The organism is Pseudomonas azerbaijanoccidentalis, from assembly GCF_019145495.1.
GTDB lineage: Bacteria > Pseudomonadota > Gammaproteobacteria > Pseudomonadales > Pseudomonadaceae > Aquipseudomonas > Aquipseudomonas azerbaijanoccidentalis.
Window position 1 is genome coordinate 433,591 of sequence record NZ_JAHSTU010000004.1, and the last position, 20,431, is coordinate 454,021.

A 20,431-nucleotide genomic window follows, 5' to 3' on the forward strand; every position below is an offset into this window, starting at 1 on the left:
TAACAAAACCGGCAATTAGAGATCGCGTTGTGCGTCACAAGTCGGAGAGAGCAGCACAATTTGCTGAGCCTGTTAAAATGCCGGCCCATTTCGTGACTGACGCCTGAATTTACCTATGTCCCGACTCAATCCCCGGCAGCAAGAAGCCGTGAGCTACGTCGGCGGCCCTCTTTTGGTGCTCGCCGGTGCAGGCTCCGGCAAGACCAGTGTGATCACGCGCAAAATCGCGCACCTGATCCAGAACTGCGGCATCCGCGCCCAATACATCGTCGCCATGACCTTCACCAACAAGGCCGCCCGCGAGATGAAGGAGCGGGTCGGCACCCTGCTGCGCTCCGGCGAAGGCCGGGGCCTGACGGTCTGCACGTTCCACAATCTGGGCCTGAACATCATCCGCAAAGAGCACGTGCGGCTGGGCTACAAACCGGGCTTCTCGATCTTCGACGAGACCGACGTCAAAGCCCTGATGACCGACATCATGCAGAAGGAATACTCGGGCGACGACGGCGTCGACGAGATCAAGAACATGATCGGCGCCTGGAAAAACGACCTGATCCTGCCGGCCCAGGCCCTGGAAAACGCGCGCAACCCCAAGGAACAGACTGCCGCCATCGTCTACACCCACTATCAGCGCACGCTCAAGGCGTTCAACGCGGTGGACTTCGACGACCTGATCCTGCTGCCGGTAAAACTGTTCGAAGAACACGCCGACATCCTGGAAAAGTGGCAGAACAAGGTGCGTTACCTGCTGGTGGACGAATACCAGGACACCAACGCCAGCCAATACCTGCTGGTGAAGATGCTCATCGGCAAGCGCAACCAGTTCACCGTGGTGGGCGACGACGACCAGTCGATCTATGCCTGGCGCGGCGCGCGCCCGGAAAACCTGATGCTGCTTAAGGAAGATTACCCGTCCTTGAAAGTGGTGATGCTGGAGCAGAACTACCGCTCCACCAGCCGTATCCTGCGCTGCGCCAACGTGCTGATTTCGAACAACCCGCACGAATTCGAAAAGCAGCTGTGGAGTGAAATGGGCCACGGCGACGAGATCCGGGTGATCCGCTGCCGCAACGAAGACGCCGAAGCCGAGCGTGTGGCCATGGAAATCCTCAGCCTGCACTTGCGCACCGACCGACCGTACAGCGATTTCGCGATCCTCTACCGCGGTAACTACCAGGCCAAGCTGATCGAACTGAAATTGCAGCACCATCAGGTGCCGTACCGCCTGAGCGGTGGCAACAGCTTCTTCGGTCGCCAGGAAGTGAAGGACCTGATGGCCTACTTCCGCCTGATCGTGAACCCGGACGACGACAACGCCTTCCTTCGCGTCATCAACGTGCCGCGCCGCGAGATCGGTTCGACCACCCTGGAAAAACTCGGCAACTACGCCACCGAGCGCAAGATCTCGATGTACGCCGCCACCGATGAAATCGGTCTGGGCGAGCATCTGGACAGCCGCTTCACCGATCGCCTGTCGCGCTTCAAGCGCTTCATGGACCGGGTTCGCGAACAGTGTGCCGGCGAAGACCCGATCTCCGCCCTGCGCAGCATGGTCATGGACATCGACTACGAGAACTGGCTGCGCACCAACAGCTCCAGCGACAAGGCCGCCGATTACCGCATGGGTAACGTCTGGTTCCTGATCGAGGCGTTGAAAAACACCCTTGAGAAAGACGAAGAAGGCGAGATGACCGTCGAGGACGCCATCGGCAAACTCGTCCTGCGCGACATGCTGGAACGTCAGCAGGAAGAGGAAGATGGCGCCGAGGGTGTGCAGATGATGACCCTGCATGCGTCCAAGGGTCTGGAGTTTCCGTACGTGTTCATCATGGGCATGGAAGAGGAAATTCTTCCGCACCGCTCCAGTATCGAAGCCGACACCATCGAAGAGGAACGCCGCCTGGCCTACGTGGGTATCACCCGTGCGCGCCAGACCCTGGCCTTCACCTTTGCCGCCAAGCGCAAACAGTACGGCGAGATCATCGACTGCGCGCCAAGCCGCTTCCTCGATGAGCTGCCGCCGGACGATCTGGCCTGGGAAGGCAACGACGACACCCCGACCGAAGTCAAAGCCGTCCGCGGAAACAACGCATTGGCGGATATACGCGCGATGTTAAAGCGCTAGAATTGACCACTTTTTAATCAAAGCATTTTTAAACAAACCACTTTTGACAAGCTAGGCGCATTTCGCGCCAGTAGAGGAAAGCTTCATGGAAGCACTGCACCAGAAAATCCGAGAACAAGGCATCGTGCTTTCCGATCAGGTCCTGAAGGTCGACGCCTTCCTGAACCATCAGATCGACCCTGCCCTGATGAAGCTGATCGGCGACGAATTCGCCTCGCTGTTCAAGGACTCGGGCATCACCAAGATCGTCACGATCGAAGCCTCGGGCATCGCGCCGGCGATCATGACTGGCCTGAACCTCGGCGTGCCGGTGATTTTCGCCCGCAAACAACAGTCACTTACCCTGACCGAAAACCTGCTGTCGGCGACCGTTTACTCGTTCACCAAGAAGACCGAAAGCACTGTGGCGATCTCCCCGCGCCACCTGACCAGCAGCGACCGCGTGCTGATCATCGATGACTTCCTGGCCAACGGTAAGGCGTCCCAGGCACTGATCTCGATCATCAAGCAGGCCGGCGCTACCGTTGCAGGTCTGGGCATCGTGATCGAGAAGTCGTTCCAGGGTGGCCGTGCAGAGCTGGATTCGCAGGGTTATCGCGTAGAATCGCTGGCACGTGTGCAGTCGCTGAAGGATGGCGTTGTTACCTTCATCGACTAACCCCTGTGGGAGCTAGCCTGCTAGCGATGGCGTCGTGTCAGTCACCACCTTCATGACCGACAGACTTAAATCGCTAGCAGGCTAGCTCCCACAGTTGGTTTTTGGGTGGGCAGTTATTGCGCAGTGGCCTTGAGGCCTGTGAGCAGCAGACGTTGATACAAGTCTTCCTTCAGCCCTTGCGGGCTGCTCAGCTGCATACGCTCCAGGTGTAATGGAAACGCCGCAGGTTCCGGCGCATCCAGCGCAGCCTTGCCCAACTCCAGTACTTCACTCAGCTTGAACTTGCTCTTGAGCCAGTTCAGTGCCCGCAACACATCCCGCTCCACCTCAGTGAAATCACAACCCAGCGGATACTCCGGAAACAGCTTCGGATGCCGCGCCTCAATGCCCTGCAAACGCTGCGGCGTGTTATCGCGGAAACGCGGATCAAGCTGAAAATCCTTCGGTAATTTGCCGACCTTCTGCGCCTGCTCGATCAGCCCCTGTTGAAAGCGTGAGTCGCTGATATTGAGCAAGGCTTCGATCACGGCTGCATCGGTCTTGCCGCGAAGATCGGCGATGCCGTATTCAGTGACCACGATGTCCCGCAGGTGTCGCGGGATGGTGCAGTGACCGTATTCCCAAACGATGTTCGAACTGACGTCGCCGCCCGATTCGCGCCAGCTGCGCAGCAACAACACCGAGCGCGCACCTTGCAGCGCGTGGCCCTGCACCACAAAGTTGTACTGCCCGCCGACGCCACTGAGCACCCGCCCGTCTTCCAGCTGATCCGCCACGGCGGCACCCAGCAGGGTCACGGTGAACGCGGTGTTGATGAACCGCGCATCGAGGCGCTGCAAGCGTTTGAGTTCTTCCTGGCCGTACAGCTCGTTGATGTAGCTGATGCGCGTCATGTTGAATTCGAGGCGCTTGCTTTGAGGCAACTCGCGCAAGCGCTCATAGAAACTGCGCGGCCCGAGAAAAAAACCACCGTGCACCGAGATGCCGTCGGTTTGCGCCGCTTCGTCAAGGGTGCCGGCGTTCGCCTGTTGTTGGGTCGGCACGTCCGGGTACACCTTGCGCCGCACGATGCCGGCGTCGGCCAGCACCAGCAGACCGTTGACGAACATTTCGCTACAACCATAAAGGCCCTTGGCGAACGGTTCGAGGCCACCTTCGCGTTCGATCAGTTGTGCCCATTGGCTCAGGTTCACATCCGCCAGCAAAGCCTTGTAACCATTGTTATCCGCCTGACGCGCCAGCAACGCCGCCGTCAGCGCATCGCCCATGGAGCCGATGCCGATCTGCAGGGTGCCGCCATCGCGCACCAGCGTACTGGCGTGCAGGCCGATGAAATGGTCCTGGAAGCCCACCGGCATGTTCGGCGTGGAGAACAGCGTGGTGCTGTCCTTCTCGTCGATCAGCAGGTCGAACGTGTCGATGCTGACTTCGGCATCGCCGGGCATGTAGGGCAAATCGTCGTGCGCCTGGCCGACCATCAGGATCGTTTCCCCGGCCGCCCGGCGCTTGGCAATCATCGGTAGCAGGTCGAGAGTGATGTCCGGGTTGCAGCTCAGGCTCAAGCGATCGGGATGCTCGGCGTGGCTGGCAACCAGTTGCGCCACCAGGTTCAGCCCGGCGGCATTGATGTCCCGGGCTGCGTGGCTGTAGTTACTGCTGACGTAATCCTGTTGCGCCGACGCGCTGTTGAGCAGGCTGCCGGGCTGCATGAAAAACTGCTGGATGTGGATGTTGCCCGGCAGGTTATCCCGGCGCAGGTCGGTCAAAAAATCCAGTTCCGGATAATCGCCGAAGACCTGTTCGATGAAGGGTTCGAGGAAGCGTTTCTGCAAGCCGTCGCCCAACGGCGGGCGACCCAGGCACAACGCGGTGTAGACCGTCAGCTGTCGCTGCGGCGACTGTTTGATACGTCGATACAGCGCGTTGACGAAATGGTTGGGTTTGCCCAAGCCCAAGGGCAGCCCCATATGAATATGCGTTGGCAACCGCACCAAGACATCATCGACCGCCTGCTCGATAGAACACAGCTGAACCATTCGATCCTCCCTTACATTCCATGACGTGGGGTTGGACCGAGCTTGCCGGGTCTTTGCTGCAATGAACAGCCTCTGAAGATCACCCTCACCTGTAGGAGCTGCCGAAGGCTGCGATCTTCTGATGTGGATTGTTAAAAACAAGATCAAAAGATCGCAGCCTTCGGCAGCTCCTACAGGGAAATTGCAGGCACAAAAAAGCCGCTCGAAAGCGGCTTTTTCGCGAAAGAGACAGGCGTGTTACAGGCCGGACATCTCTTTGATGGCGCCTTTGAGCTCGTCATCGGAGCAGTCGGCGCAGGTGCCTTTAGGCGGCATCGAGTTGATACCGGTAATGGCTTTGGCCAGGATGCCGTCGAGACCGCCCTGGTGATCGGCACGTTCTTTCCAGGCTGCCTTGTCGCCGATTTTCGGCGCGCCCAACAGGCCGGTACCGTGGCAAGCGTTGCAGTGCTTGGCGATCACGTCTTTAGGTGCCTTCGCACCACCGCCGCCGCCGGAAGCAGCAGCGACTTCCATGCCTTTGCACTCTTTACCCTGAACACAAACCTGGCCGACTGGCTCAAGGCGTTTGGCAATTTCGTCGTTCGTCGCAGCTTGAGCGCTGACAGCCCAGAGGGCCAATACGGTTGCTGGTACGGCCAGCATTTTCATAATTAGGTTCACGCGTTCACCCTCAATGGTGGCTAGTCACGCCTACGGCCACGGTTCGCAGGCGGGCGCAAGTATAGCGGTAAGCCCGCGACACTGAAACAACCCCAAAGTCGAAGGGGTCTTGTTGCGCAACGGTAAAACGGCTCGGGTGCCTCGGCCATGCTGGCAGGGCGCCTCTTTTGTTAAAAATTAGCAGGTGTAGCTGCGCTGATTAGTCGCGCCGGCGCATCGAACGGATTACGGAAACGATGCGGCTTGGTACTTTCAAAGTAGTAGCTATCGCCAGCTTCGAGCACAAAAGTTTCCAGCCCGACCACCAGTTCAAGTCGACCTTCCACCAGAATCCCGGTTTCCTCGCCCTCATGGGTGAGCATCTCGTCACCGGTGTCGGCGCCTGGCGGGTAGATTTCATTGAGGAACGCGATAGCCCGGCTCGGGTGCGCCCGGCCGACCAGTTTCATGGTCACTGCACCATCGGAAATGTCGATCAGCTCGTTGGCTTTGTAGACGATCTGAGTCGGTTTTTCCTGCAGGATTTCTTCGGAAAAGAACTCGACCATGGACATGGGAATCCCGCCCAACACTTTCCTCAGCGAACTGATCGAGGGGCTGACGCTGTTTTTCTCGATCATCGAAATGGTGCTGTTGGTGACGCCCGCGCGCTTGGCGAGTTCACGCTGGGAAAGGCCTTTGAGCTTACGGATCGATTGCAGTCGTTCACCGACGTCCAATGCTGGAGCCTCCAGGATTCAGGTTTGTTGGAATATTGAGCGTTATCATGGCGACAGCGTTCAGTATTTACAACACTTTGGCCTGAATCCTGTTCGGCGAAGCGACTTCCGGTTCGCACCGTCGAGTGTCAGCTCCCGGAATAGAGCAGTGGCACCCGGCGCAAATTGCAGAAGATCTGGTAAGGAATCGTGCCAGCGGCCATGGCCACGTCGCTGGCGAGGATGTTTTTACCCCACAATTCGACCGTCGACCCCAAGCCTGCTTGCGGGATATCGGTCAAATCGACGCACAGCATGTCCATCGACACCCGGCCGATCAATTGGCTGCGTTGCCCGGCCACCAGTACCGGCGTGCCGGTCGGCGCCAGACGCGGATAGCCATCGGCGTAACCCATGGCCACCACGCCCACGCGCATCGGCTTCTGGGTAATGAACTTCGCCCCATAGCCAATTGGCTCGCCAGCCGGCAGCTCACGCACGCTGATCACTTTCGATTCGAGGGTCATTACCGGTTGCAGGCGCGCGGCCACGGCGTTGGCTTCCTCAAAAGGCGTGGCACCGTAGAGCATGATGCCCGGACGCACCCAGTCACTCGGGATCTGCGGCCAGCCCAACACGGCCGGTGAGTTACGCAGGCTGATTTCGGCAGACAAACCCTGCCGCGCCGCTTCGAACACCGCGGCCTGCTCGGCGCTGGCCTGGCTGTTCAATTCATCGGCCCGGGCGAAGTGGCTCATCAGCACGATTTTCGCCACCTTGCCGCTGGCCAGCAGCCGTTGATAAGCGGCCTGATAATCCTTTGGATGCAGCCCCACCCGGTGCATGCCCGAATCGAGCTTGAGCCAGACGATAATCGGCTTGCTCAGTGCAGCCTTTTCGATCGCTTCGAGTTGCCACAGCGAATGCACCACACACCAGAAATCGTGCTCGACGATCAGCGACAACTCATCGGCTTCGAAAAAACCTTCCAGTAACAACACCGGCCCGCGGATGCCGGCAGCACGCAGCTCCAGGGCCTCTTCGATGCAAGCCACGGCAAAACCGTCTGCCTCGGCTTCCAGTGCCTGGGCGCAACGCACCGCACCATGGCCGTAGGCATCGGCCTTGATTACCGCGAGAGCTTTAGCCCCCGTGACTTCACGGGCGATTCGGTAGTTGTGACGCAGGGCTTGAAGGTCGATCAGGGCACGGGCAGGACGCATGGCGGCAGACTTCTGGTCGGTCGTTGGGAAGAAAAACCGACGCTGGCTGACGGGGTGAACAGCCAGCGCCGGGAGAGGGATCTTTACTACGGTTTACGGCAATGCGGCGACGATCGAAATCTCGACCAGGATGCTTGGCTTGGCCATCTTCGCTTCGACGGTGGCACGGGCCGGGGCGGCGCCCTTGGGCAGCCACTGATCCCAAACCGAGTTCATTCCGGCAAAGTGCGCATCGATGTCGTTCAGGTAAATCGTTGCCGACAGCAGATGCTGCTTGTCAGTCCCGGCCAGGTCGAGCAGACGCTCGATATTGGCCAGAACATCGCGCGTCTGCTGTTCGATCCCGGCGTCGAAGTCGTCGCCGACCTGCCCGGCCAGATACACGGTGCCGTTGTGGCTGACGATCTGACTCATGCGGTCATTGGTGAGCTGGCGCTGGACTGACATGTTTTGCAGACTCCTGGGTTTTGCTGCCATAACGGGAAATATCGAGGCCTTCGGCGCTGATCTGTGGTTTTTTCTTGGCCATCAGGTCAGCCAACAAGCGGCCCGAGCCGCACGCCATGGTCCAGCCGAGGGTGCCGTGACCAGTGTTCAGGAACAGGTTCTTGAACGGGGTGGCGCCAACAATCGGGGTGCCGTCCGGTGTGGTTGGACGCAGGCCGGTCCAGAAGCTGGCTTCGGCCAGATTGCCGCCCTGAGGATAAAGGTCGTTGACGATCATCTCCAGGGTTTCGCGCCGACGCGGGTTCAGCGACAGGTCAAAACCGGCGATCTCCGCCATGCCGCCGACACGGATGCGGTTGTCGAAACGGGTGATCGCGACTTTGTAGGTCTCGTCGAGAATGGTCGACGTCGGCGCCATCGCCGGGTTGGTGATCGGCACGGTCAGCGAGTAACCCTTGAGCGGGTACACCGGTGCCTTAATCCCCAGCGGCTTGAGCAGCTGCGGCGAGTAGCTGCCGAGCGCCAATACGTAGCGGTCGGCGGTTTCCAGCTTGCCGTCGATCCACACGCCATTGATACGATCGCCAGCGAAGTCGAGGCGCTGAATGTCCTGACCAAAACGGAATTGCACACCGAGGTTAGCGGCCATCTCGGCGAGCTTGGTGGTGAACATCTGGCAGTCGCCAGTCTGGTCGTTCGGCAGGCGCAGGGCACCGGCGAGAATGTCGGTCACGCTGGCCAGCGCCGGCTCAACGCGGGCAATGCCTTCGCGATCGAGCAGCTCGAACGGCACGCCGGACTCTTTCAGCACGGCGATGTCTTTCGCGGCGCCGTCCAATTGAGCCTGGGTGCGGAACAGTTGGGTGGTACCGAGGCTGCGGCCTTCGTAGGCAATGCCGGTTTCAGCGCGCAGTTCGTCGAGGCAGTCACGGCTGTATTCGGACAAACGAACCATGCGCTCCTTGTTCACCGCGTAACGGCTGGCGGTGCAGTTGCGCAGCATCTGCGCCATCCACAGGTACTGGTCGATGTCGGCAGTGGCCTTGATCGCCAGGGGCGCGTGGCGCTCGAGCAGCCACTTGATCGCTTTGAGCGGTACGCCCGGCGCAGCCCATGGCGAAGCGTAGCCCGGCGAGACTTGCCCGGCGTTGGCGAAACTGGTCTCCATGGCAGCAGCGGGCTGCCGGTCGACCACCACCACTTCAAACCCGGCACGCGCCAGATAGTAAGCACTGGTGGTACCGATGACGCCGCTACCCAAGACCATAACGCGCATTTTCATTTCCCTCATCGCGGCGAACCGCTGACGTTTATTGTTCAGAGCTTCAGATGTGCGCAGTGTAAAAAAGATTTGCCAGTGCTTTTCACTATATAAGCGCCTATATTTGGCGACAATTCTCGGCAAAAACCCTTTTTACGGAGGCGCATCCCCTATGCGTACCAACACTCAGACCAAACGGGAACTGGACAAGATCGACCGCAATATCCTGCGGATTCTGCAAGCGGACGGGCGTATATCGTTTACCGAACTGGGGGAAAAGGTCGGGCTCTCGACCACGCCGTGTACCGAGCGGGTCCGTCGCCTGGAGCGCGAAGGGATCATCATGGGCTACAACGCGCGGCTCAATCCGCAGCATTTGAAGGGTAGTCTGCTGGTGTTCGTCGAGATCAGCCTCGACTACAAATCCGGCGATACTTTCGAAGAGTTCCGACGTGCAGTGCTCAAGCTGCCTCACGTGCTGGAGTGCCATTTGGTGTCAGGGGATTTCGACTACCTGGTGAAGGCGCGGATTTCCGAGATGGCTTCGTACCGCAAGCTGTTGGGCGACATTCTGCTCAAGCTGCCGCACGTGCGCGAGTCCAAGAGCTATATCGTGATGGAAGAGGTGAAAGAGAGCCTGACCCTGCCGATTCCGGACTGACATTTGAGGTGCTGCTATCGCCAGCAGGCTGGCTCCCACAGGTTAGGTGGTGAACAAAAATCTGTGGTTCACCTGCATTCCCTGTGGGAGCTAGCCTGCTAGCGATGCGGAAAACTCGGTTCGAGGATCTAAACCAACACCTGCCGGTTGGAAGCCATGTATTCGAATATCTGCTTCTCGACTCGTGGATGAATCAACTCCACCGGCCCGCGCCCGTTGGGGCATGGCAAGGTTTTGGTGGTGCCGAACAACCGGCATATCAACGGTCGCTCTTCATACACGGTGCAGCCGTTCGGGCCGAGATGCACACAGTTGAGTTCGTCCATGGCCGCCTCTTGCTCGGCGCGGGTCTTGCGCGGCAGGCGCGACATTTCTTCCGGCGAGGTGGTCACCGGACCGCAGCAGTCATGGCAGCCGGGCACGCACTCGAACGAGGGAATCTGCTGGCGCAGTGTGCGGATTTTCTGGCTGTTGCAGCTCATCGAAGCGGTGACCGAATGCGGAATAGGGCGCAATTGTGCGGCAAAAGCCTCGACGCAGACAGCGGCAACCGACCAATGTTGCCCGTCCGGGAAGGTCCGGCTTATGCTCCGTCAAATTTTCTAAACACACGATCAGGATGACGCGCATGAACGCCCGTGCCCAGCACACTGCTTCCTATTACGCCGCCAGCAGCCTGCCGCAGCCGGATTATCCGGTGCTCACAGGGGATGTAGTGGCCGATGTGTGCGTGGTCGGTGGCGGTTTTTCAGGGCTGAACACCGCGCTTGAACTGGCCGAACGCGGCCTGAGCGTGGTGCTGCTCGAAGCCCGCAAAATTGGCTGGGGCGCCAGCGGTCGCAACGGCGGGCAGTTGATTCGCGGTGTCGGCCATGGCCTCGATCAGTTCGCCAACGTGATTGGCGCCGACGGTGTGCGCCAGATGAAACTCATGGGCCTGGAAGCTGTGGAAATCGTCCGCCAGCGCGTCGAGCGTTTCCAGATTCCCTGCGACCTGACCTGGGGTTACTGCGATCTGGCCAACAAGCCCCGAGACCTTGAAGGTTTTGCGCAAGACGCTGAAGAGCTGCGCGGCCTCGGATACCGTTATGAAACCCGCCTGCTGCAAGCCAACGAGATGCACACCGTCGTCGGTTCCAGGCGTTACGTCGGCGGTTTGATCGACATGGGCTCCGGGCACCTGCACCCGCTGAACCTGGCGCTGGGTGAAGCGGCCGCCGCGCAGCAACTGGGCGTGAAACTGTACGAACAATCGGCCGTCACGCGCATCGACTACGGTCCTGAGGTCAAGGTGCATACCGCCCAAGGCTCAGTTCGTGCGAAGACGCTGGTTCTTGGTTGCAATGCCTACCTGAGCGACCTCAACCCCGAGCTCAGCGGCAAAGTGCTGCCCGCCGGCAGCTACATCATCGCCACCGAACCCCTGAGCGAAGAATTGGCCCACGCACTGCTGCCACAGAACATGGCGGTCTGCGATCAGAGGGTGGCGCTGGATTACTACCGACTTTCGGCGGACCGCCGCTTGCTGTTTGGCGGCGCCTGCCATTATTCGGGACGCGACCCGAAAGACATCGCCGCCTATATGCGTCCGAAGATGCTGGAAGTCTTTCCACAACTGCGCGACGTAAAAATCGACTACCAATGGGGCGGCATGATCGGCATCGGCGCCAACCGTCTGCCGCAGATCGGCCGGCTCAAAGACCAGCCAAACGTGTATTACGCCCAAGCCTATTCCGGTCACGGCGTGAATGCCACGCACCTGGCGGGCAAGCTGCTGGCCGAGGCCATCAGTGGTCAGCACAGCGGAGGTTTCGATCTGTTTGCCAAGGTGCCACACATTACTTTCCCGGGCGGAAAACATCTTCGTTCGCCGTTGTTGGCGTTGGGGATGTTGTGGCATCGACTCAAAGAGTTGGCTTGAACACACCCTGTAGGAGCTGCCGCAGGCTGCGATCTGTTGATCTTGTTTTTTTAAAAATCAAAGTCAAAAGATCGCAGCCTGCGGCAGCTCCTACAAGAAAAACGCGTTTCACGTTATAGACGCCAGAATGGCTTAAGCCCCTCCTCCCGCGCCTGCTCCCTCGTCAGCCCGATATCCTTGAGCTGGTCTGGCGTCAGGGCCAGCAACGCCTTGCGCGTGTGCAGGCGTTGCCAGAACAGGTCCCAGCGACTCAGGCCGGACGGCGCGTTGCGCATGAGCGCCTGACGCGAATTGTCCTTTTGCCCTGCCTCCAGTTCCTGACTGTGTAACGCCAGCCGCACATCGCTCAAGCCGTTCATTTTCAATACTCCTGTTTACTTGGGTAGCCAGAGATTTCATGATGCGCGGACGGGCAAAAGCATTACAGATTCAAAGCACCTGTATTATCTCCATACAGATTTATCGAATTCGCCACTGAATCACGTATTTTTGCTTCATCTGTACTGGTTAACCCAATCACCTCCATAGAGGCTGCGCCATGACTCTTTACGTCAATCTCGCCGAATTGCTCGGCACGCGTATCGAACAGGGTTTTTATCGCCCCGGTGACAGACTGCCGTCGGTGCGCGCATTGAGCGTTGAACACGGCGTCAGCCTGAGCACGGTGCAGCAGGCCTATCGGGTGCTGGAAGACAGCGGGCTGGCCATGCCGAGGCCCAAGTCGGGATACTTTGTCCCGGCCAGTCGCGAGCTGCCGGAGTTGCCTGCCGTTGGCCGCCCGGCCCAACGCCCGGTGGACATTTCCCAATGGGATCAGGTGCTGGAGTTGATTCGCGCCGTACCGCGCAAGGATGTGGTGCAGCTGGGGCGCGGGATGCCGGACATCACTTCGCCCACCATGAAACCGCTGCTGCGCGACCTCGCCCGGATCAGTCGGCGTCAGGACATGCCCGGCCTGTACTACGACAACATCCACGGCAACCTTGAACTGCGTGAGCAGATTGCCCGCCTGATGCTCGATTCCGGCTGCCAGTTGGGGCCGGGTGATCTGGTGGTGACCACTGGTTGCCACGAAGCGCTGTCCACCAGCATCCGCGCCATCTGTCAGCCGGGCGACATCGTGGCCGTGGACTCGCCGAGCTTTCACGGTGCCATGCAAACGCTCAAGGGCCTGGGCATGAAGGCGCTGGAAATCCCCACCGACCCACTCACCGGGATTAGCCTCGACGCCTTGGAACTGGCTTTGGAACAGTGGCCAATCAAGGCCATACAGTTGACCCCCAACTGCAACAACCCGCTGGGCTACATCATGCCGGAGTCGCGCAAACGCTCGTTGTTGATGCTCGCGCAGCGTTTCGACGTGGCGATCATCGAAGACGATGTGTATGGCGAGTTGGCCTACACCTATCCGCGCCCGCGCACGATCAAGTCCTTCGACGAGGACGGCCGCGTCCTGCTGTGCAGTTCCTTCTCCAAAACCCTGGCCCCTGGTTTGCGCATTGGCTGGGTCGCACCGGGACGCTATCTGGAGCGGGTGCTGCACATGAAATACATCAGCACTGGCTCCACCGCGCCTCAACCGCAAATTGCCATCGCCGAATTTCTGAAAGGCGGCCACTTCGAGCCGCATTTGCGGCGGATGCGCACGCAATACCAGCGTAATCGCGACATGATGATCGACTGGGTCACCCGCTACTTCCCCGCCGGCACTCGTGCCAGCCGTCCGCAAGGCAGCTTCATGCTGTGGGTAGAACTGCCGGAAGGCTTCGACACGCTGAAACTGAATCGTGCCTTGTACGATCAAGGCGTACAGATCGCAGTCGGCAGTATTTTTTCCGCCTCGGGTAAATACCGCAATTGCCTGCGCATGAACTACGCTGCCAAACCAACGCCACAGATTGAAGAAGCCGTGCGCAAAGTCGGCGCCGCGGCCATCAAGCTGCTGGCAGAGACCGACGGGCTGACCGACTGACCTTTCTGCGAATACCAGCGTCCATATGCCAACCTCTGCCACCAATCGGAACGATCCCACGTGAGAGTCAGACAGTCCCTGCTTGCTCTTGTGTTACTCACGATGTTCCTTGGCGGCTGCGCCAGCTTCGACGTCCAACGCGAACCGAGCCAGGCATTGCCGGCGAGCACTTCGGCATTCGGTCGTTCGGTGCAGGCTCAGGCTGCACCTTACGAAGGCAAATCAGGTTTTCGCCTGCTGTCCGACAGCACTGAAGCGTTCACCGCCCGCGCCGAACTGATTCGCAACGCTCAAAGCAGCCTCGATCTGCAGTACTACATCGTGCATGACGGCATCAGCACGCGAATGCTGGTGGAAGAATTGCTCAAGGCCGCCGACCGTGGCGTGCGCGTACGCATATTGCTCGACGACACCACCAGCGACGGCCTGGACCGCACCATCGCCACCCTCGCGGCACATCCGCAGATACAGATTCGCGTGTTCAACCCTCTCCATCTGGGACGCAGCACCGGCGTCACACGCACCATGGGCCGCTTGTTCAATCTGTCGCAGCAACACCGGCGCATGCACAACAAGCTGTGGCTGGCAGACAACAGCATGGCCATTGTCGGCGGGCGCAATCTGGGGGACGAATACTTCGACGCCGAACCCAATCTGAACTTCACCGACATCGACATACTGGGTGTCGGGCCGGTGGCCGAGCAGCTGGGGCACAGTTTCGACCAGTACTGGAACAGTGCGCTGAGCAAACCGATCGATGCGTTCGTCTCCAGCAAGCCGACGGCCAAGGACCTGGAAAACACCCGCACTCGACTGGAAGAATCTCTTGAAGAGTCGCGCAAGCAGAATCACGCGCTCTATCAACAGCTGATGAAGTTCGCCACCGAACCGCGCCTGGACATCTGGCGCAAAGAACTGATCTGGGCCTGGAACCAGGCGCTGTGGGATGCGCCGAGCAAGGTGCTGGCCAAGGATGAGCCCGATCCGCAATTACTGCTGACCACTCAATTGGCGCCCGAACTCAACGGCGTCAGCAAAGAACTGATCATGGTTTCGGCCTACTTCGTCCCCGGTCAACCGGGGCTGGTGTTCCTGACGGGCCGCGCCGATGCCGGGGTCTCGGTGCTGCTGTTGACCAACGCACTGGAAGCAACCGACGTCCCGGCGGTGCATGGCGGTTACGCGCCGTATCGCAAGGCGTTGCTGGAGCATGGCGTGCAGCTCTTCGAGTTGCGCCGCCAGCCCGGCGATGACAGCGGCAGTGGGCCGCGACTGTTTTCCAGCCGGTCATACGGCGAATCCGACTCCAGCCTGCACAGCAAGGCCATCGTCTTCGATCAGAAAAAGTCCTTCATTGGCTCGTTCAATTTCGACCCGCGCTCGGTGCTGTGGAACACCGAAGTCGGGGTGCTGGTGGACAGCCCGGAACTCGCCGCCCACGTACGCGAACTGGCGTTGCAGGGCATGGCGCCGCCTTTGAGTTATCAGGTGAAACTGGAAAAGGACAAGGTGGTGTGGGTCACCGAAGATGACGGCAAAATGCACACCGTCACCAAGGAACCGGGCAGTTGGTGGCGACGCTTTAATGCGTGGTTGAGCAATACCGTCGGGCTGGAGCGGATGCTTTAAAAGATCGCAGCCTTCGGCAGCTCCTACACAGGAACGAGCATGCATCTGTAGGAACTGCCGAAGGCTGCGATCTCTTGATCTTATGCCGGCTGCGTGGCGCCAAACGCTCCTTGCCGCGACACCAAAATCACCAGACCAAACGCCCCTGCCGCCATCAACAACGGCAGTGCGTGCCCGCTTATCCACTGGCTGCCGGCCCCGGCGATCAACGGTCCGAGCAAGCAGCCAATCCCCCACAGTTGAGCGATATGGGCATTGGCGCGCACCAGCGCATCGTCGCGATAACGCTCGCCAATCAGGATCAACGACAAGGTAAACAAGCCCCCGGCACTGGCGCCGAATAACACCCACAACGGCCAGATCAGCAGCGTGTCGATCAGCGGCGGAATCGCCAGGCTCGACACCAGCAGGACCACCGCGCAGCCCGTAAACAATGAGCGCCGCGAGACGCGATCCGCCAGTGCACCAATCGGCAATTGCAACAAGGCATCGCCGACCACCACCGTGCTGACCATCGCCAAAGCGATTTCAGTCGTAAAGCCCTGACGCAGGCAGTAAACCGGCAATAGCGTCAGGATCATCGCTTCGAATGCGGCAAACAGCGACACCGCCCAGGCAATCGCCGGCAAGCCCCGGCAGAAGGTCCACAAATCGCCGAGGGTCACACTGCACGCCTCACTGCTGGGCGCACCACTGCGCCCCAGCAACAGCAATGGCGCCGCCACCAGCAAACCGACACCCACCCAGAAGCCATAATCGTGTTCGGTACCCAGCACGCCCAACAGGATCGGCCCGGCCAACTGGCTCAGCGCATAACTGCTGCCATACAGCGCCACCAATCGGCCGCGCCACTCTTCGACCACCAGTTGGTTGATCCAGCTTTCGCCGAGGATGAACACCAGGGTCAGGATCACGCCGATCATCAAGCGCAGCACCAGCCAAATCGGATAGCTCGGCAACAACGCCAGCAAACCGATGGACACCGCACCGGCCCACAGGCACAGACGCATCAGATTGGCGGTGCCCAGACGCGCCGCCAGATGGCTGGAAATCTTCGCACCCAACAGCACGCCGATGGCCGGCATTGCCGCCATCACACCAATGGCAAACGAGCCGTAGCCCCAGCTTTCCAGGCGAAACGACACCAGCGGCATGCTGACGCCCAGCGCCAGGCCCACACTCAAGACAGACGCCAACACGGCGAAATACGTCGCCCAACGCATGCTCCACGCTCCTGTGGATATTATTTATGTGCAACACAAAACATTGTGGGAGCGAGCCTGCTCGCGATGACGGTTTCACATTCAACATTAACGTCGACTGTTACACCGCAATCGCGAGCAGGCTCGCTCCCACAAGGGATCTGCGTCGTTCAGGAGCCCGATTGACTATCGGGCTCCCTCACTGACTTACAACTTGATCCAGGTCGCCTTCAGCTCGGTGTACTTGTCGAACGCGTGAAGCGACTTGTCGCGACCGTTGCCGGACTGCTTGAAGCCACCAAATGGTGCCGTCATGTCGCCGCCGTCATACTGGTTGACCCACACGCTACCGGCGCGCAGCGCGCGGGCGGTGAGGTGGGCCTTGGAAATATCGGCAGTCCACACCGCCGCGGCCAGGCCGTAAGGCGTGTCGTTGGCGATGGCGACGGCTTCTTCAGCGCTGTCGAAGGTGATGACCGACAACACTGGCCCGAAGATTTCTTCCTGGGCGATTTTCATCGCGTTGCTCACACCGTCGAAAATCGTCGGCTCAACATACGTGCCGCCGGTTTCCTGGAGGATGCGCTTGCCGCCAGCGACCAGTTTGGCGCCGTCGGTGTGGCCCGACTCGATGTAAGACAGCACGGTGTTCATCTGCTGGGTATCCACCAGCGCGCCGACGTTGGTCGCCGGGTCCAGCGGGTTGCCCGGCTTCCAGGTTTTCAGGGCCTCGATCACCAGCGGCAGGAATTTGTCCTTGATCGAACGCTCTACCAGCAGGCGCGAACCGGCGGTGCAGACTTCGCCCTGGTTGAAGGCGATAGCGCCAGCAGCGGCTTCGGCAGCGTCTTGCAGATTCGGCGCATCGGCGAACACGATGTTCGGGCTCTTGCCGCCGGCTTCGAGCCAGACGCGCTTCATGTTCGATTCGCCGGAGTAGATCAACAGCTGCTTGGCGATCTTGGTCGAACCGGTGAACACCAGGGTGTCGACATCGTTATGCAGGGCCAAAGCCTTGCCGACAGTGTGACCGTAACCCGGCAGCACGTTCAGTACGCCTTTCGGAATACCGGCTTCAACGGCCAGCGCGGCGATGCGGATGGCGGTCAGCGGCGATTTTTCCGACGGTTTGAGGATCACCGAGTTACCGGTGGACAGCGCCGGGCCGAGTTTCCAGCAGGCCATCATCAACGGGAAGTTCCACGGCACGATGGCGCCCACCACGCCGACCGGCTCACGGGTCACCAGACCCAATTGGTCGTGCGGAGTCGCGGCGACTTCGTCGTAGATCTTGTCGATGGCTTCACCGCTCCAGCTCAACGCTTGCGCCGCGCCGGGAACGTCGATGTAAAGGGAGTCGCTGATTGGCTTGCCCATGTCCAGGGTTTCAAGCAGGGCCAACTCTTCGGCATGCTTTTTCAGCAGGCCGGCGAAACGGATCATGGTGGCTTTGCGCTTGGTCGGCGCCAGGCGCGACCAGACGCCGGAATTGAAAGTGGCGCGGGCGTTTTCCACAGCGCGCTGGGCATCGGCGGCGTCACAGCTGGCAATCTTGCCCAGCAGACGGCCATCGACCGGGCTGATGCACTCGAAGGTCTCGGCGGAAACAGCGTCGGTGTATTCGCCATTGATGTAGGCGCGGCCTTCGACTTTCAGGTCGCGGGCACGTTGTTCCCAGTCGGCACGGGTCAGGGTGGTCATGCGAGTGTCCTCCTCTTATTGAATACGACACCCGCGATCTTCGCGGGCGCTGTCAGGAATTCTGCCCGGCCAGCCTGCTTTCGGCCCAAGGCAACCGTCACCCTAAACCAGCGGCAGGTGAAGTTTCAATATATTTGACATATCGCCGGCAAACGGCCTTGCGATGTTCATTTTAATAAACATAGACTTTGGGCTGACCAACCACTCGCGCCGTAAATACGGGAGATAAAAACAATGCGCATCCAGAACGTCGTCGACTTCAGCCAAGCCACCACCGCCGCCGAGCGCTACCGCCCGGACCCGGCCAAAGTGCTCAAGGGCGACCCGGAGCAAGCGGTCTACAACCACTACAACAGCCCATGCGGCCAGTTGAACGCAGGTGTGTGGGAAGGCGCCGTCGGCCAGTGGACGGTGAATTTCACCGAGCACGAATATTGCGAGATCGTGCAGGGCGTTTCCGTGCTGCGTGACAGCGATGGCAACAGCAAGACTCTGCGTGCGGGCGATCGCTTCGTCATCCCGGCCGGCTTCAAAGGCACCTGGGAAGTGCTGGAGCCGTGCCGCAAGATCTATGTGGCGTTTGAGCAAAAGGCATAAGCCACCAGCAATCGAAACAGGTGCTCATATTCTGCCGCTGGCCAATTCAGGCGGCACCGGACAAGACTACGCGCAGGCGCCACGCAGTTCATCGCCGGGATGGTTTGCACAGGACGTGCAGCCACCGGGCGAGGTGAGCGACCTGACCCTATAAATTTGCAAGGAGGCAAAACATGCCCGTCTTACCTGATCAATGTGATCTCGCCATCGCCCAATACACCATCGGCGAGAAATGCACCCCGCAGCTGCTCGAAGAAGTACGCGCCCTGGCCAACGGGGCTCCTGTGCGCGCCACGGGACCGACGTACCCTTCGAGTTGGGACCTGCGCCCGCGGCGCATCAACCTGCATACCAATGCCGATAGAGTCATCGTCAGCATCAACTGCGGTTGATTTGAATCATCGCTGACGACTCAAGCTGGATCGCGCACAACAAACAAGGCCCGTATCTCGCGATACGGGCCTTGTTTCGTCAATACGCTGTTGAAGGCTGAGCCACCCTATACATAGTTACCGCACTCAGTCGTCGTCCATGAGGGATGCTGTTTTCGCTCCCGGCAAAAGGGAGCTTCACACTCATAACTCACAAGGACGCGAATTAACATGCGCAAACTTTTCATCATTTGCCTGCTGGCGAGTCTCGCCTTTTCAGCCAGTCTGTTGCCGGCACATGCCGACGCCTCATCGAAGCAATGCGATATTCGGTATGCGAAGGACCTCATAGGCCAACGCCTGACACTGGCAATCAAAGAGCAGGCGCGCGCGGAGGCGAATGCGATCAAGGTTGTGGTCAATCGCCATACCCCGGAATTTGAACCCGATCGCCTGCGGATCTTTACCGACTGGGACAATGTAATCAGCGACATGTACTGCGGCTGATCATCCGGCACGACCCGTTTCCAAAAACAACAAAAAAGGCCCGTATCTTGCGATACGGGCCTTTTTCGTAAGAGGGAAAAATCAATTACTTGATTTTGCCTTCTTTGTAGATCACGTGCTTGCGAACAACCGGATCAAATTTCTTGATCTCGATTTTGTCCGGAGTAGTGCGCTTGTTCTTGTCGGTAGTGTAGAAGTGACCAGTACCGGCGCTCGAAATCAAACGAATCAATTCACGCATGATTAGCTCCCTTAGATCTTGCCAGCTTTGCGGATTTCGGCCAGCACGGCAGTGATGCCACGCTTGTCGATGATACGCATGCCTTTGGCAGATACGCGCAGACGCACGAAACGTTTCTCTTCTTCAACCCAGAAGCGGTGATGCTGCAGGTTCGGCAGGAAACGACGACGGGTTTTGTTGTTTGCGTGGGAAATGTTATTCCCAGTCACCGGACCCTTACCGGTAACTTGACATACTCTAGACATGCCTCAGCCCTCTAAAACCACATGCCCAACCCGGCATGGGTTGGCCGCTTAATCTCTCAGTCATTTGGCGCCAGGCGCCGCGTTTCTTTAGAGGTCTTACCGGCTACACCTACAGTGAAGGAACCGGGCCCCTAGAAAAGAGCGCTGCTTTATACCAGAAAGACTGGAGAGCAACAACATTCGCTGTGCCTTGAATGGATAAAAACCCTATTTTTCCGGCGCCAGGCGCTTTGGATAAAGGCTGTCGTCGATTCCGACCGCTCGTCGCAGAGA

The 20,431-nt window shown here is 59.3% G+C and carries 21 protein-coding genes; 9 read left to right on the top strand and 12 right to left on the bottom strand.

Annotation, left to right across the window (positions count from 1 at the left end; translation table 11 throughout):
* Window positions 1–115 precede the first annotated feature (115 nt).
* Entirely contained in the window at window positions 116–2,125 is a 2,010-nt protein-coding gene (gene rep / locus KVG88_RS16200; RefSeq protein ID WP_150702397.1) for a DNA helicase Rep, read from the top strand.
* 85 nt (window positions 2,126–2,210) lie between these two features.
* Complete coding sequence (locus KVG88_RS16205) at window positions 2,211–2,783, top strand: xanthine phosphoribosyltransferase (protein WP_217872015.1); 573 nt, start codon at window positions 2,211–2,213, stop codon at window positions 2,781–2,783.
* A gap of 113 nt (window positions 2,784–2,896) precedes the next feature.
* Here the strand turns inward: KVG88_RS16205 and KVG88_RS16210 are convergent, their stop codons facing one another.
* From KVG88_RS16210 to dadA, 6 genes are all read right to left on the bottom strand, one after another.
* Window positions 2,897–4,819, bottom strand: a complete 1,923-nt coding sequence (locus tag KVG88_RS16210) for an acetyl-CoA hydrolase/transferase C-terminal domain-containing protein (protein ID WP_217872016.1) — start codon at window positions 4,817–4,819, stop codon at window positions 2,897–2,899.
* Between the two features lie 237 nt (window positions 4,820–5,056).
* Window positions 5,057–5,470 (bottom strand): c-type cytochrome, encoded by a 414-nt coding sequence (locus KVG88_RS16215; protein WP_150702407.1) that lies wholly within the window; start codon window positions 5,468–5,470, stop codon window positions 5,057–5,059.
* A 182-nt stretch (window positions 5,471–5,652) separates the two neighbouring features.
* Complete coding sequence (locus tag KVG88_RS16220; protein WP_007947433.1) at window positions 5,653–6,201, bottom strand: cupin domain-containing protein; 549 nt, start codon at window positions 6,199–6,201, stop codon at window positions 5,653–5,655.
* Between the two features lie 128 nt (window positions 6,202–6,329).
* Complete coding sequence (alr, locus tag KVG88_RS16225) at window positions 6,330–7,403, bottom strand: alanine racemase (RefSeq protein ID WP_150702394.1); 1,074 nt, start codon at window positions 7,401–7,403, stop codon at window positions 6,330–6,332.
* 93 nt (window positions 7,404–7,496) lie between these two features.
* Window positions 7,497–7,850, bottom strand: a complete 354-nt coding sequence (locus KVG88_RS16230) for a RidA family protein (RefSeq protein WP_217872017.1) — start codon at window positions 7,848–7,850, stop codon at window positions 7,497–7,499.
* A complete protein-coding gene (dadA, locus tag KVG88_RS16235) occupies window positions 7,822–9,126 on the bottom strand; it encodes a D-amino acid dehydrogenase (RefSeq protein WP_150702392.1) in 1,305 nt (434 codons plus the stop codon). Before dadA ends, KVG88_RS16230 begins: the two co-directional genes overlap by 29 nt.
* Window positions 9,127–9,283: 157 nt before the next feature.
* On the opposite strand from dadA, the gene KVG88_RS16240 reads away from it, so the two are divergent.
* Window positions 9,284–9,772 (top strand): Lrp/AsnC ligand binding domain-containing protein, encoded by a 489-nt coding sequence (locus KVG88_RS16240; RefSeq protein ID WP_007975155.1) that lies wholly within the window; start codon window positions 9,284–9,286, stop codon window positions 9,770–9,772.
* A gap of 128 nt (window positions 9,773–9,900) precedes the next feature.
* Here KVG88_RS16240 and KVG88_RS16245 read toward each other — a convergent pair whose 3' ends face one another.
* Window positions 9,901–10,254 (bottom strand): YkgJ family cysteine cluster protein, encoded by a 354-nt coding sequence (locus KVG88_RS16245; RefSeq protein ID WP_150702391.1) that lies wholly within the window; start codon window positions 10,252–10,254, stop codon window positions 9,901–9,903.
* 146 nt (window positions 10,255–10,400) lie between these two features.
* On the opposite strand from KVG88_RS16245, the gene KVG88_RS16250 reads away from it, so the two are divergent.
* Window positions 10,401–11,693, top strand: a complete 1,293-nt coding sequence (locus tag KVG88_RS16250; protein ID WP_217872018.1) for an NAD(P)/FAD-dependent oxidoreductase — start codon at window positions 10,401–10,403, stop codon at window positions 11,691–11,693.
* Window positions 11,694–11,806: 113 nt separating this feature from the next.
* Here KVG88_RS16250 and KVG88_RS16255 read toward each other — a convergent pair whose 3' ends face one another.
* Window positions 11,807–12,052 (bottom strand): DUF1127 domain-containing protein, encoded by a 246-nt coding sequence (locus KVG88_RS16255; RefSeq protein WP_217872019.1) that lies wholly within the window; start codon window positions 12,050–12,052, stop codon window positions 11,807–11,809.
* Window positions 12,053–12,231: 179 nt separating this feature from the next.
* Between KVG88_RS16255 and KVG88_RS16260 the strand changes: the two genes are divergently transcribed.
* Together KVG88_RS16260 and KVG88_RS16265 are read left to right on the top strand one after the other, a co-directional pair.
* Window positions 12,232–13,665 carry an aminotransferase-like domain-containing protein gene (locus tag KVG88_RS16260; protein WP_217872020.1) on the top strand — a complete coding sequence of 478 codons (1,434 nt, stop codon included), beginning with the start codon at window positions 12,232–12,234 and terminating at the stop codon, window positions 13,663–13,665.
* 60 nt (window positions 13,666–13,725) lie between these two features.
* Complete coding sequence (locus KVG88_RS16265; RefSeq protein ID WP_217872021.1) at window positions 13,726–15,294, top strand: phospholipase D family protein; 1,569 nt, start codon at window positions 13,726–13,728, stop codon at window positions 15,292–15,294.
* 80 nt (window positions 15,295–15,374) lie between these two features.
* Here the strand turns inward: KVG88_RS16265 and KVG88_RS16270 are convergent, their stop codons facing one another.
* Both KVG88_RS16270 and KVG88_RS16275 read right to left on the bottom strand, forming a co-directional pair.
* Window positions 15,375–16,517, bottom strand: coding sequence for an MFS transporter (locus KVG88_RS16270; RefSeq protein ID WP_217872022.1), 1,143 nt, complete (start codon window positions 16,515–16,517; stop codon window positions 15,375–15,377).
* A gap of 186 nt (window positions 16,518–16,703) precedes the next feature.
* The gene (locus KVG88_RS16275; RefSeq protein ID WP_150702385.1) at window positions 16,704–18,197 is read right to left on the bottom strand and encodes an aldehyde dehydrogenase; all 1,494 of its coding nucleotides are present in this window, start codon (window positions 18,195–18,197) and stop codon (window positions 16,704–16,706) included.
* Window positions 18,198–18,431: 234 nt separating this feature from the next.
* Between KVG88_RS16275 and KVG88_RS16280 the strand changes: the two genes are divergently transcribed.
* From KVG88_RS16280 to KVG88_RS16290, 3 genes are all read left to right on the top strand, one after another.
* Window positions 18,432–18,794, top strand: coding sequence for a cupin domain-containing protein (locus tag KVG88_RS16280; RefSeq protein ID WP_217872023.1), 363 nt, complete (start codon window positions 18,432–18,434; stop codon window positions 18,792–18,794).
* 173 nt (window positions 18,795–18,967) lie between these two features.
* Window positions 18,968–19,186 carry a peptidase inhibitor gene (locus tag KVG88_RS16285; RefSeq protein ID WP_150702383.1) on the top strand — a complete coding sequence of 73 codons (219 nt, stop codon included), beginning with the start codon at window positions 18,968–18,970 and terminating at the stop codon, window positions 19,184–19,186.
* A 210-nt stretch (window positions 19,187–19,396) separates the two neighbouring features.
* Window positions 19,397–19,672, top strand: a complete 276-nt coding sequence (locus KVG88_RS16290) for a peptidase inhibitor (RefSeq protein WP_217872024.1) — start codon at window positions 19,397–19,399, stop codon at window positions 19,670–19,672.
* Between the two features lie 85 nt (window positions 19,673–19,757).
* On the opposite strand, the gene rpmG is transcribed toward KVG88_RS16290, so the two are convergent.
* Both rpmG and rpmB read right to left on the bottom strand, forming a co-directional pair.
* Window positions 19,758–19,913 carry a 50S ribosomal protein L33 gene (rpmG, locus tag KVG88_RS16295; RefSeq protein ID WP_007894709.1) on the bottom strand — a complete coding sequence of 52 codons (156 nt, stop codon included), beginning with the start codon at window positions 19,911–19,913 and terminating at the stop codon, window positions 19,758–19,760.
* Window positions 19,914–19,924: 11 nt separating this feature from the next.
* Entirely contained in the window at window positions 19,925–20,158 is a 234-nt protein-coding gene (rpmB, locus tag KVG88_RS16300) for a 50S ribosomal protein L28 (protein WP_034147715.1), read from the bottom strand.
* Window positions 20,159–20,431 lie beyond the last annotated feature (273 nt).